Below are 12,102 nucleotides of genomic sequence, written 5' to 3'. Positions count from 1 at the left end.
ACATTATTTCCTTCTAATTTCGCTCTTTTTTTGCCATTCAGTCACTATTCACAGTCCGAGGGCACAGGAGCAATGCAATGACAGATACCTACGATCTGTTGGTGATCGGTGGCGGCATAAACGGCTGTGGCATCGCCCGCGACGCGGCCGGGCGCGGGTTGAAGGTTTGTCTGGTCGAGATGAATGATATCGGTTCGGCCACCTCGGCCTCGTCGACCAAGCTGTTTCATGGTGGTCTCAGGTATCTGGAATATTTCGAGTTTCGTTTGGTGCGCGAATCCCTGATTGAACGCGAAACCTTGCTGCAAGCGATGCCTCACATCTCTTGGCCGATGCGCTTTGTGCTCCCCTACCACAACAATATGCGGTTCGATACGACGACGCCTACGTCTCGCTTGTTAAGCTTCTTCTTCCCTTGGATGAGGGGCCGGCGACCTGCCTGGCTGATCCGGCTTGGCCTTTTCATGTATGATCACCTAGGTGGCCGGAAGATCCTGCCGGGAACAACCAGCATCGACCTGAAGACTGGCCCTGAAGGCAAATCCCTGAAACCCGATTTTGAAAAAGCGTTCGAGTATTCGGATTGTTGGGTCGAAGATTCCCGGCTGGTTGTTCTGAATGCAAGAGACGCTGAACAACGCGGCGCAGTCATTTTGCCGCGTGAAAAGTGCGTTTCCGCAGATGTGGTGGACGGGGTTTGGCAGATAAAAACTGAAAACACGCAAACCGGCCAGTTCTCTGAACATTCTGCTAAAATGGTGGTGAATGCCGCCGGACCGTGGGTCGGGGATGTGCTGCACAAGACACTGAGAACCAATACCCCGGAAGGCGTGCGTCTTGTGCGCGGCAGCCACATCGTCACGCGCCGCCTGTTCGATCATGACAAGTGCTATTTCTTTCAGGGAACGGATGGTCGGATAATCTTTGCAATCCCTTACGAGACGGACTTTACCCTGATCGGGACAACGGATGCAGATCATCCGGACGCCTCGATCAAGCCGGAATGCACGCCCGAGGAGCGGGACTATCTGATCGGCTTCATCAACCAGTACATCGGAAACCCCATTCAGGCGTCCGATGTGGTCTGGACCTATTCTGGTGTGCGGCCCCTCTATGATGACGGGGCCAGCAGCGCGACTGCGGCGACGCGTGACTACGTTCTGAAACGGGACAACAGCCGAGGCGCGCCGTCATTGAACGTATTCGGCGGAAAGATCACAACCTATCGCCGCCTGGCAGAAAGCGCGTTGGAAGAAATTGCAAGGCAATTGCCCGATGTCGCAGGCCCCTGGACCGCTGGCGTCGCGCTACCGGGTGGAGATTTCCCGGTTGACGGTGTCGTTGACCTGATCGCGCAATTAATAACCAGGCATCCATTTCTCGACGATCGATGGGCGACGCGGCTGGTCAAAGCCTACGGAACCGAGGCGATGCAATTGTTGGATGGCTGCAGCGAGGTAAAAGATATGGGGCGGGATTTCGGTGCCTCTCTGACCGAACGTGAGGTAAACTGGTTGATCGAGAAAGAATATGTACGTCAGGCTGACGATATACTGTGGCGGCGCAGCAAGCTGGGGCTGCGAATGTCAAAGGCGCAGGTAGCCGAATTGGATTCGTGGTTGAAAACCAATTTTGAAACGACCCCTTGAACTTCGAACAAAGGGCAGGCCCGCATCAGGCCTGTCCCTTTGTCCAGTGCCATCGACTAGTCCGTCGCGGCCATCGCGCAAGCAGTATCCAACATACGGTTCGAGAATCCCCATTCATTGTCATACCAGCTAAGCACCCGCATCATGCCGCCTTCGGTTAGGCGGGTTTGATCCGTTGCGAAGATCGACGAATGCGAATCGTGGTTGAAGTCAGACGAAACCAGCGGTTCTTCCGTCACCGCAAGCACCCCTTTCATTTCCCCTTCTGCAGCAGCGCGAATGGCCTCATTGACCTCATCAACTGTCGCGCTCCGCTTTGGCATGAAACACAGATCCACCGCCGATACGTTCGGCGTGGGCACGCGAATGGCGGACCCATCCAGTCGACCTTTGAGTTGGGGCAAAACTTCTCCAACAGCGCGGGCCGCCCCGGTCGAGGTCGGGATCATCGACATCGCCGCAGCGCGCGCGCGATAGAGATCTTTGTGCAGGGTATCCAGCGTTGGTTGGTCACCGGTATAAGAATGAATCGTGGTCATGTACCCGGTCTCTATGCCAAACACGTCGTCCAGCACTTTGGCCACCGGCGACAAGCAATTGGTCGTGCAGCTTGCGTTCGAGACAACCACATCCTTTGCGCTTAGACTGTTGTGGTTGACGCCGAATACGATGGTTTTGTCGGCACCACTTGCCGGGGCAGAGATCAGCACCTTCTTCGATCCATTTTCGAGGTGTTGAACCGCTGTTTCGCGTTTGGTGAAAATCCCGGTACATTCCAAAGCTACGTCAACGTCACCCCAGGCCAGTTTGGATGGATCACGCTCGGCACTGACGCGGATTTCACGGCCTCCGACCTGCATATAATCTTCGCCGACTTTAACATCGGCATTCAGGCGACCATGAACGCTGTCATATTTCAGCAAATGGGCATTGGTCTCGACAGGTCCCAGATCATTCACAGCCACGACTGCAATATCATTGCGTCCGGCTTCAACCAAAGACCGCAAAACACAGCGGCCAATACGTCCAAATCCGTTGATGGCAACCTTGACGGTCATGTCTGCCTCCTTGGCGATTTTGCAACTGGATTAATATCGACGCAGCGCTGCCCCCATGCGGCAGCGCCTCAGCGAATTGTTATCGCTAACAATCACAAAACCAACCGGTTTGTCAATCAATCTGCGCAGAGAACCGCTATAAAATTCATGTCATCGCAGGTTTTGTTATGTCAGCCGCGCTGTCCCACATGACGCCCAGCCCCTTCTGGTCGCGGTAAACCAGCATGGTGTTCCGCATAAGCTGCCAGCTTAGCCGCAACCTCGTTGGACGGTGCCGAGGTTTTGCGCGCACTCAGATCGATATGCAGCAGCAGCGTTTCAACAGTGGCGGCAACTTTGCCCATGTGATTATGCAATCTGTGAAACAGGTGCATTTTCTTGCCGTCCCCACGCAGCACGTGGGTAGTTACGGTCAGCCGTTCACCTGCGTGAAGCTCGGACAGATACTGCACAAAGTTCTCGACCGTGAAATAGCTTTTGCCAGAGGCGATGTAATCCGCGTCTGCGCCGATCATCTCCATGAAGCGGTCTGTCGCCTGTGCTGAGATCTCGACATAATGCGCCTCGTTCATGTGGCCGTTGTAGTCGGTCCAGCTTTGCGGGATCACGCGATCAACTGTCACGGGTAGCTCCTGTGCGACCGGGTCCGGCAACGCGGCCTCATGCGCGTTCAGAACGCCCCCTGCCCCGCTGCCGGTCTTTTTAAGTGCACGCATCATGCCGATCAGATTGTCATCGCGCAGCCGCTCTAATTCGCGGATCGACATATGCCCAGATTGCGCATCCGATTGACTGACGATCAGATCGACCAATTCATCGGTAAGTTCCGGCACATCCATAAGCTTGGTCCAGGGCCATTCCAACGCAGGACCGAACTGAGCCATAAAATGTTTCATACCCGCTTCGCCACCGGCGACGCGATAAGTCTCGAACAGACCCATCTGCGCCCACCGCAGACCAAACCCCATGCGGATGGCCTCATCAAGTTCCTCGGTGGTACAGATGCCGTCCTTGATCAGCCACAACCCCTCGCGCCAGACTGCTTCAAGCAGACGGTCAGCGATATGAGCGTCGATTTCCTTGCGAACCGTCAAAGGGTACATGCCCAAAGACCGCAAAATCTCTGCAGCGTGCGTGCATATGTTGTCGTCACCCACCAGCTCGACCAGAGGCAGCAGATAAACTGGATTGAACGGATGCGCGACGACAACGCGCCCGCCATGTCCATTCAGCTCGGAAGGTTTGAAGCCGGAAGTCGAGGATCCGATCACCGCATCTGCAGGGGCAAGCTGGTCGATCTGGGCGTGTATCTTGTGTTTCAGGCCCAATCGCTCGGGAACGCTTTCCTGAACCCATGTGCTACCTTCCAGTGCGCTCGCCAAGTCCTGATGAAACGTCAGCCCGCCCTCAGGCGGCAGAGCTTTGTCATATAGGGCAGGAAGGGAACGACGCGCATTGGTCAGAACCTCGTCTATCTTGCGCTCGGCTTCAGGGTCCGGGTCATAGACCGATACATCCCAACCGTTCAGAAGAAACCGGGCGACCCAGCCTCCGCCAATGACTCCGCCGCCAACTATTGTCGCCTTGTTTGTCATGGTGCGATTGTCTCCGTATGCCCGTCGATGCATAAAACCTGACCAGAAATTTTGCCCGCTGCATCAGACGCGAGAAAGTGGATGCTGTTGGCGATATCCTGCGCATTGACCCATGTTTTCATGGACACGCCAGCCACGTAGCTTGCGCGGATCTCGTCTTCGCCGATGTTTCGCGCGGCTGCTTCGTTTGCGATGACCCGGTCCATCCGATCGCCTTCGACCGACCCAGGACAGATCGCATTGACGCGCACTCCATAGGGCCCAAGTTCCATCGCAAGTGTTTTTGCCAACCCGATCAGAGCCCATTTGGCCGAGGCATAAGGCGACCGCAGTGGATATCCCATGATTCCCGCAGTTGATGAGGTAATGGTGATCAAACCACTTCTTTGCGCTTTCATCACACGAGAGGCCCAGCGACACGTCAAATAGGCACCATGCAAGTTGGTCGCCACACATTGCTGCCATTGATCATAGGGTATCGATTCAATCGGCCCTGCCGGACCGCCGGTCCCCGCGTTTGCGCAGACCACATCAATACCGTCCCAATTGGCCTCAACCTCCGTCAAAAAGCTGTCCATATCTTTTTCCGAAGTCACATCTGCGACCGCGACAAAGGCGTCGGGATGATCAGCAGAAAAGGCGGCGACGGCATCGGGGTTTGCATCACAGATTGCGATGCGGCATCCATCTTTGATGAACTTCTCTGCGATAACGCGACCGATCCCCGATCCGCCACCTGTCACCAAAACACGTTTACTCATTTGGACACAGGTGCCCGCTTGGTCAAACCAAGTTTCTCGCGCACAGCATCCGGACCGATAATGCGCGCACCCATACCCTCGATCACGCCGACAGCGCGTTCGACAAGTTGCGCATTGGTAGCAAGTACGCCTTTTTCCAGAAACAGGTTATCCTCGAGCCCGACGCGCACATTGCCACCTGCAAGCACCGATTGCGCGACATAGGGCATCTGGTCACGTCCAAGCGAGAAGGCTGACCAAATCCAAGCTGATGGCACATTGTTAACCATCGCCATGAATGTATTAAGATCGTTAGGTGCCCCCCATGGTACGCCCATGCAAAGCTGCACTAGCGCCGGGCTGCCCAGCACCCCCTCTTTCACAAGTTGCTTGGCAAACCACAGATGCCCGGTATCAAACGCCTCGATCTCAGGCTTCACACCCAGATCGGTCATCATCTGACCCATTGCCCGCAACATGCCGGGCGTATTGGTCATCACATAGTCGGCCTCGGCAAAGTTCATTGTACCACAATCCAGAGTGCAGATTTCCGGCAGACATTCCGCAATATGCGCCATCCGCTCGGTCGCGCCTGCCATGTCTGTGCCCCTGGCGTTTACCGGCAGAGGCGCCTCGGTTGAGCCAAAGACGATATCTCCACCCATTCCAGCGGTCAGGTTTAAAACCACGTCCACTTCGGCATCGCGAATGCGATCTGTTACCTCTCGATACAAAACCAGATCGCGGCTGGGCGCACCCGTTTCCGGATCCCGCACGTGGCAATGCACAATCGCTGCACCCGCCTTGGCCGCGTCGATCGCAGAATTGGCGATTTGTTCCGGGCTACGTGGCACATGCGGAGATTTGTCCTGCGTGCCCCCTGAACCGGTGATGGCGCAGGTGATAAATACATCGCGGTTCATTTCCAGAGGCATTTGATCGCTCCTTGGTGCAAGCATGAAACTCAGGGGCGAGAACCCCGTTTCCCCGGAACGCTACTTTTGTTTCGCTCTGCTTCGCGATACATTTTTCGCCAATGATTGAACATTTCTCGCAAACCGGGCCAGAGCAGTTTGAATTCCTTCTACTCGACGGGTTCTCGAACATGGTGCTGGCCAGCGCCCTGGAACCCTTGCGCGATGTCAGGTTACGATCAGCGTTTGCCAAGGTGGATTGGCAAACCACCACATTGGACGGAGGTCCAGTTTACAGTTCATCGAGGCTGAGGATCTCACCCGACCGCCAATTCGAACCAAGCAAAACCAAAGGCACGTTGGTGATTGTCGCTGGCTATCAAGTGCGAGCTCAGGCCGACAGAAGGCTGGTTTCAGCCCTGCGCAAGGCAACGCGCAATGCCAGACGGGTCTTGGCGCTTGATACCGCCGCGTGGCTTTTGGCCGAGGCCGGTCTGTTAGACGGACTCAGTGCAACGATCCACTGGCAGGAACTGGATGCCTTTGCAGAAAGCTTTCCAAACGTCGCAGTCTCGACCGCACGCTTTGTTCGGTCCGGCAACATCATGACTTGCGGCGGTGCCAGCACGGCGTTGGAGTTGGTGCTAGAACTCATCCAGGATCTGTTTGGTCCCGCCGCGGCGTTCGACGCATCGAACATGTTTCTGTTCGATTCTGCCCGACAAAGCGACTCGCAACGTGGGGCGAAACAGTTACTGGATCGTGGCACGCCCAAGCTGATCAAGGCGCTGAATGTTATTGCGGAAAATGTTGAGACCCCGCTGACGACGTTTCAGCTTGCAGATCGGGTCGCCATTTCTGAACGCAGCCTGAACCGGGTGTTTTCGGATGAGCTGGGCATGACGCCTGGAAGATACTATCGCCTCTATCGCCTGCGTCATGCCCGCTATTTGGCGCAGGAAACGCGCTTTAATACCGAACAGATCGCAATGCGCTCCGGATTTTCCAGCGCGTCGTCGCTAGGCCGGTCGTTCCTACGTGAGTTCGGCAGACCTCTTAGCGCCTTTCGGTCCTAAGCGTGGTTGGCGATTGTCCAAACTCAGCCCGGAAAGCACGAGTCATTGCGCTTGGGTTATCATATCCACAGCGGCTGGCGATTTCGGCAATTGATTGATCCGTTTCCATGGCCAGATTCCGCGCAACGTTTAGCCGAAACCGGCGATACAGGGCCTGAGGGGTCGTCTTCAGTTCGGCTTGAACACGGACCTCAATCCTCTTTTGCGAGCAACCAATGGATTTGGCAATTTGCTGTATGGAGAGGGGCGTTTCGATATTGTTCTGCATCAAAGTCATGGCGCGGTTAACAACGGTGTCGCGAGACTTCAGTGGAACCGAATATTGTGCCGCTGCGCCCCTGTTCATCAAGAGGTGCGCAACTTCCATCGACAACAACGGACCGTGGTCGGAACTGATCAGCGAAGCGGCAAGATCGAAGGCTGCCATGGCGCCCGAGCAGGTCAATCGGTCCCCATCTATCACGAACCTTTCTTGCACGGCTTGAACCTCTGGAAACTCTTCCTCAAACCGCACCAGTTCATCCCAGTGAATTGTTGCACGACATTCATCAAGCAACCCCGCATGTGCCAAAAGCCAACTGCCTGTATCCAAACCAGCAAGCTTTTTATGACGCCGCGCCGCTGCGCGCAGCAATTGGCTGGTCTGTTTGGTGCTCAGTTCCAGAAAGCCGTATGATGGCATGACCACCAGGAAATCGCCTGTTTCCTCACCCAACGCCGCATGGGGCGAAACCCGCAAGCCGCTAGAACTTTCGATAGAGGCACCGTTGGGTGAGAAATATCGCCACTCGTACAGGGGTTGTCGGGACAGCGTGTTGGCTGCGCGCAGGGGCTCGACCATGTTTGCAAGGCAATGGTTGGAAAAGCCGTCAAACAGAAGAAAATTGAATACTTGAGTCAATATTTTCTAATCCAGCATCAAGAAGTGCGAATTTGGCATGGCATAGCGATAAGCGACGGGCTTTCATCGGTCAACCGCATGTCAAAGGAAGCGACCCGATGAATTTTGGCCTAAGCGACGAACAGCAAATGATCGTTTCCACAGTCCGCAGTTTCGTGGAAAACGAAATCTACCCGCACGAGGATACTGTCGAACGTACGGGCCAAGTTCCGCATGAGCTGGGGCAGGAGATCAAACAGAAGTGCCTCGACCTGGGGTTCTATGCCTGCAACTTTCCTGAGGAGGTCGGCGGCGCTGGACTGTCGCATTTCGATTTCACATTGGTTGAACGGGAACTGGGGCGCGGGTCGATGGCGCTGACCCATTTCTTTGGTCGTCCGCAAAACATTCTGATGGCCTGCAACGAAGAACAGCGCGAGCGCTATCTGCTGCCGGCTGTTCGGGGTCAAAAGATGGATGCGCTTGCAATGACCGAACCGGACGCGGGTTCGGACGTGCGAGGCATGAAATGTCAGGCTGTTCAGGATGGTGGCGACTGGGTTGTGAACGGCTCAAAGCACTTCATTTCGGGTGCCGAGCACGCTGACTTCTTCATTGTGTTCATCGCGACAGGCGTGGATGAAACCCCGAAAGGCCCCAAAAAGCGCATCACGACGTTTCTTGTGGATCGCGGAACGCCCGGTTTTGAAGTACGTGAAGGGTACAATTCGGTCAGTCACAAGGGCTACAAGAATTACATCCTTTACTTTGACAATTGCCGTTTGCCCGACGCTCAGGTTCTGGGCGAAGTCGACGGTGGCTTCGCAGTCATGAACGAATGGCTGTATGCGACGCGCCTGACGGTTGCCGCCTTTTCGGTCGGTCGAGCCCGCCGATGCTTTGACTATGCGCTCAACTACTCTGCCGAGCGCAAACAGTTCGGCCAGCCCATTGGTAAGTTTCAGGGCGTCAGTTTCCAGATTGCCGACATGATCACCGAAATCGACGCAGCTGACTGGCTAACCCTGTCCGCCGCTTGGCGACTGGATCAAAACCTGCCCTCGAACCGCGAGATTGCATCGGCCAAGCTATACGCCTCGGAAATGCTGGCGCGTGTGACCGACACGACACTGCAAATATTCGGCGGCATGGGTTTGATGGATGATTTCCCGATCGAGCGTTTTTGGCGCGATGCTCGTGTCGAACGCATCTGGGATGGGACCAGCGAAATTCAGCGCCACATCATTAGTCGCGATCTTCTGCGCCCGCTAGGCGCCTAATGCAATCGTGCGATCCGGAAGATCAATGACCAAAGATTTAACCCGACTGCTGCGCCCAAACTCAATCGCCGTCATTGGTGGTGGGTCGTGGTGCGAACAGGTAATCCGGCAATCCCAACGCATGGGATACACGGGTGACATTTGGCCTGTTCACCCCAAGGCCGATCAGGTCGCCAGGTATCCTGCACACCAAACGCTTGGTGATCTGCCTGCAGCACCAGACGCTGTGTTTGTCGGCGTCAACCGTCACTCGACGATCGAATTGGTCCGGGAACTGTCTGAGATGGATGCTGGTGGCGCGGTTTGTTTTGCGTCAGGATTTTCCGAAGCAACCGCCGAAGACGATGCAGGTGGAGATCTGCAATCACAGTTGATCGAGGCCGCAGCTGACATGCCAATCCTTGGTCCGAATTGTTATGGCTTCATCAACGCTCTTGATGGTGCATTGCTATGGCCAGATCAGCACGGGGCAACGCAGGTAGACAAAGGCGTCGCGATCCTGACGCAAAGTTCGAACATTTCGATCAACCTGACCATGCAGAAACGCGCATTGCCGATTGCCTATATGGTGGCCTGCGGAAACATGGCTCAGACGTCGCAGGCCCAGATCGCATCGGCCTTGCTTGATGATCCGCGGGTGACGGCCGTAGGGCTTCACATCGAAGGCTTCAAAGATATCCGCGAGTGGGAGGCGCTTGCCCAAAAGGCACATCAACGTGGCATCCCGCTGGTCGCGCTCAAGGTCGGGGCCTCGGATCATGCACAGGCTGCAACGGTTTCGCATACAGCGTCACTTGCAGGCAGCGATGCCGGGGCACAGGCACTTCTGGACAGGTTGGGCATCCCCAGACTGTCCGCCCTGCCCGACTTTCTTGAAACGCTGAAACTTTTGCACTGCTACGGCCCTTTGCCGGGTGGAAACATTGCGTCGATCAGCTGTTCCGGAGGCGAGGCCAGCCTGATTGCCGACATGGCGGAAGGAACTGGCCTGACCTTCCCCGCGTTGAGCGACGATAAAAAGTCCCGATTGCGCGAAGCGCTTGGTCCGATGGTCGCGCTGAACAACCCGCTGGATTATCACACTTATATCTGGCGGGATGAGGATGCGATGGCGCGCGCCTGGTCCGGGATGACCGGTGATGACATCGACCTTACGGTATCGATTGTCGATTACCCGACAACGGATCCCACGGATTGGGCCTGCTCAACGCGCGCGGCGCTGAAAGTCAGGGCTGAAACGGGCACGCGCTTTGCCATCGTTGCCACTCTGCCGGAATTACTGCCGGAAGATGTTTCACAGCAATTGATGGACGGTGAGGTCGTTCCTCTCTTAGGCCTGCGGGAAGCGCTGGCTGCAATACGTGCGGCAAGTCAAATCTCGGCCCCCGCCATAGAGCCTATTTGTCTGCCCGGCGGGACCGAGACGACTTGCACATTGACCGAAGCGGTGTCGAAACAGTTGCTGGCGGAATGCGGATTGCAGGTGCCGCGAAATAGAACTGTGCGGGGATCAGCTGAGGTTCGTGTCGCGGTGGCGGAACTGAACCCTCCATTTGCTATCAAAGGTGTCGGGTTGGCGCACAAGTCTGAACATGCCGCCGTGCGGCTGGGCATCAATGCGGCAGATGTCGCCCAAGTTGCGTTGGACATCGGGACCGAGCAGATCCTGATCGAAGAGATGATCCCTGACGCAATTGCTGAATTGCTAGTCGGAGTGGTCCGCGACCCCGCGCACGGATTTGTGCTGACCATCGGCGCAGGCGGCACCTTGACCGAGGTGTTGCGCGATACGGTCTCTGTGCTTGTCCCAACATCGCGAGACGATATTCGCGCCGCTTTGCATCGGTTGAACAGTGCACCGCTGCTCGACGGATACCGTGGTCAGCCCGGCGCAAACTATGACGCAATACTTGACGCCATTGAGGCGGTGCAGGTCTATGTCGAAAAGAACGCCGAAACGCTTGGCGAGGTGGAAATCAATCCGCTTCTCTGCACGCCCGAAAAGGCTGTTGCAGTGGACGCGCTTATCAGAAAGGCCTGATCCATGGATCCGATCATAACCCGACGCGATGGTGCGATCCTCGAAGTTACGCTGGACCGCCCCAAAGCCAATGCCATTGATCTTGCAACCAGCAGGATCATGGGACAGGTCTTTGCCGAATTTCGCGATGATCCCGAATTGAGGGTCGCGATCCTGACCGGAGCGGGTGACAAGTTCTTTTGCCCCGGCTGGGATCTGAAGGCAGCCGCTGACGGGGATGCCGTAGATGGCGACTATGGGGTCGGTGGCTTTGGCGGTCTGCAGGAATTGCGAGACCTGAACAAACCGGTCATCGCCGCCGTTAACGGAATTGCCTGCGGTGGCGGTCTAGAGGTCGCTTTGTCAGCCGATATTATTCTGGCAGCAGATCATGCAACGTTTGCTCTGCCAGAAATCCGGTCAGGAACCGTCGCGGACGCCGCCAGCGTCAAGTTGCCCAAGCGCATCCCCTATCATATCGCGATGGAATTGCTGCTGACTGGGCGCTGGTTCGATGTTCAAGAAGCACATCATTGGGGATTGGTTAACGAAATCCTTCCTGCTGACCAGCTGATCGATCGTGCCTGGGAACTGGCGCGCCTGTTGGCCTCGGGGCCGCCACTTGTGTATGCCGCAATCAAAGAGATTGTGCGCGATGCTGAGGATGCAAAGTTTCAGGACACGATGAATCGCATCACCAAACGGCAATTACCAACCGTCGATGTGCTTTATGGCAGCGAAGATCAATTGGAAGGAGCTCGGGCGTTTGCCGAAAAACGCGATCCAATCTGGCAAGGTAAATAACACGCGGTACTCCTAACTCATTTCACACGGCCTGAATTGACATAGTCGCGACCGAATGCTTACCTGTTTTCAGCGCAGCGCTAGAT

The 12,102-nt window shown here is 55.9% G+C and carries 10 protein-coding genes; 5 read left to right on the top strand and 5 right to left on the bottom strand.

The features are described from left to right. Nucleotides 1-77 precede the first annotated feature (77 nt). The gene (gene glpD, locus ACR0FG_RS03080; RefSeq protein WP_480889954.1) at nt 78-1,649 is read left to right on the top strand and encodes a glycerol-3-phosphate dehydrogenase; all 1,572 of its coding nucleotides are present in this window, start codon (nt 78-80) and stop codon (nt 1,647-1,649) included. A 56-nt stretch (nt 1,650-1,705) separates the two neighbouring features. Here the strand turns inward: glpD and gap are convergent, their stop codons facing one another. The 4 genes from gap to bcoG form a co-directional block, all read right to left on the bottom strand. Beyond that, nucleotides 1,706-2,707, bottom strand: a complete 1,002-nt coding sequence (gene gap, locus ACR0FG_RS03075; protein WP_480889952.1) for a type I glyceraldehyde-3-phosphate dehydrogenase — start codon at nt 2,705-2,707, stop codon at nt 1,706-1,708. A 170-nt stretch (nt 2,708-2,877) separates the two neighbouring features. Beyond that, the gene (locus ACR0FG_RS03070; protein WP_480889951.1) at nt 2,878-4,302 is read right to left on the bottom strand and encodes a carnitine 3-dehydrogenase; all 1,425 of its coding nucleotides are present in this window, start codon (nt 4,300-4,302) and stop codon (nt 2,878-2,880) included. Further along, a complete protein-coding gene (locus ACR0FG_RS03065; RefSeq protein ID WP_480889949.1) occupies nt 4,299-5,063 on the bottom strand; it encodes an SDR family oxidoreductase in 765 nt (254 codons plus the stop codon). The genes ACR0FG_RS03070 and ACR0FG_RS03065 overlap by 4 nt, the downstream gene beginning before the upstream one ends. Next, nucleotides 5,060-5,977 (bottom strand): 3-dehydrocarnitine:acetyl-CoA trimethylamine transferase BcoG, encoded by a 918-nt coding sequence (gene bcoG / locus ACR0FG_RS03060; RefSeq protein ID WP_480889947.1) that lies wholly within the window; start codon nt 5,975-5,977, stop codon nt 5,060-5,062. The genes ACR0FG_RS03065 and bcoG overlap by 4 nt, the downstream gene beginning before the upstream one ends. A 101-nt stretch (nt 5,978-6,078) precedes the next feature. Here bcoG and ACR0FG_RS03055 point away from each other — a divergent pair, with 101 nt between their 5' ends. After that, on the top strand, nt 6,079-7,032 hold the full coding sequence (locus ACR0FG_RS03055; protein WP_480889946.1) for a GlxA family transcriptional regulator: 954 nt from the start codon (nt 6,079-6,081) through the stop codon (nt 7,030-7,032). Here the strand turns inward: ACR0FG_RS03055 and ACR0FG_RS03050 are convergent. Continuing rightward, entirely contained in the window at nt 7,013-7,873 is an 861-nt protein-coding gene (locus ACR0FG_RS03050; protein ID WP_480890158.1) for a GlxA family transcriptional regulator, read from the bottom strand. The two genes, ACR0FG_RS03055 and ACR0FG_RS03050, sit on opposite strands and share 20 nt — an antisense overlap. Nucleotides 7,874-8,031: 158 nt before the next feature. Between ACR0FG_RS03050 and ACR0FG_RS03045 the strand changes: the two genes are divergently transcribed. Genes ACR0FG_RS03045 through ACR0FG_RS03035 form a run of 3 tightly spaced genes read left to right on the top strand, consistent with a single transcriptional unit; the run spans nt 8,032 to nt 12,016 of the window. Next, nucleotides 8,032-9,192 carry an acyl-CoA dehydrogenase family protein gene (locus ACR0FG_RS03045; RefSeq protein WP_170710698.1) on the top strand — a complete coding sequence of 387 codons (1,161 nt, stop codon included), beginning with the start codon at nt 8,032-8,034 and terminating at the stop codon, nt 9,190-9,192. A 25-nt stretch (nt 9,193-9,217) separates the two neighbouring features. After that, nucleotides 9,218-11,233: an acetate--CoA ligase family protein gene (locus ACR0FG_RS03040; protein ID WP_480889944.1), complete on the top strand. Its 2,016-nt coding sequence runs from the start codon at nt 9,218-9,220 to the stop codon at nt 11,231-11,233. Between the two features lie 3 nt (nt 11,234-11,236). Then, entirely contained in the window at nt 11,237-12,016 is a 780-nt protein-coding gene (locus tag ACR0FG_RS03035) for a carnitinyl-CoA dehydratase (RefSeq protein WP_480889942.1), read from the top strand. The last annotated feature ends 86 nt before the right edge of the window (nt 12,017-12,102 follow it).

The sequence above is a fragment of the Ruegeria sp. E1 genome (assembly GCF_056534225.1).
The sequence above is the reverse complement of the archived record's forward strand: the minus strand, read 5'-3'. Positions and strand labels throughout refer to the sequence as shown.

Bases quoted from the DNA above. Each gene is read 5' to 3' on its own strand.
- ACR0FG_RS03040 (WP_480889944.1), top strand. From the start codon at position 9,218: ATGACCAAAGATTTAACCCGACTGCTGCGCCCAAACTCAATCGCCGTC.
- ACR0FG_RS03070 (WP_480889951.1), bottom strand. From the start codon at position 4,302: ATGACAAACAAGGCGACAATAGTTGGCGGCGGAGTCATTGGCGGAGGC.
- bcoG (WP_480889947.1), bottom strand. From the start codon at position 5,977: ATGCCTCTGGAAATGAACCGCGATGTATTTATCACCTGCGCCATCACC.
- ACR0FG_RS03050 (WP_480890158.1), bottom strand. From the start codon at position 7,873: ATGGTCGAGCCCCTGCGCGCAGCCAACACGCTGTCCCGACAACCCCTG.
- ACR0FG_RS03035 (WP_480889942.1), top strand. From the start codon at position 11,237: ATGGATCCGATCATAACCCGACGCGATGGTGCGATCCTCGAAGTTACG.
- gap (WP_480889952.1), bottom strand. From the start codon at position 2,707: ATGACCGTCAAGGTTGCCATCAACGGATTTGGACGTATTGGCCGCTGT.
- ACR0FG_RS03055 (WP_480889946.1), top strand. From the start codon at position 6,079: ATGATTGAACATTTCTCGCAAACCGGGCCAGAGCAGTTTGAATTCCTT.
- glpD (WP_480889954.1), top strand. From the start codon at position 78: ATGACAGATACCTACGATCTGTTGGTGATCGGTGGCGGCATAAACGGC.
- ACR0FG_RS03065 (WP_480889949.1), bottom strand. From the start codon at position 5,063: ATGAGTAAACGTGTTTTGGTGACAGGTGGCGGATCGGGGATCGGTCGC.
- ACR0FG_RS03045 (WP_170710698.1), top strand. From the start codon at position 8,032: ATGAATTTTGGCCTAAGCGACGAACAGCAAATGATCGTTTCCACAGTC.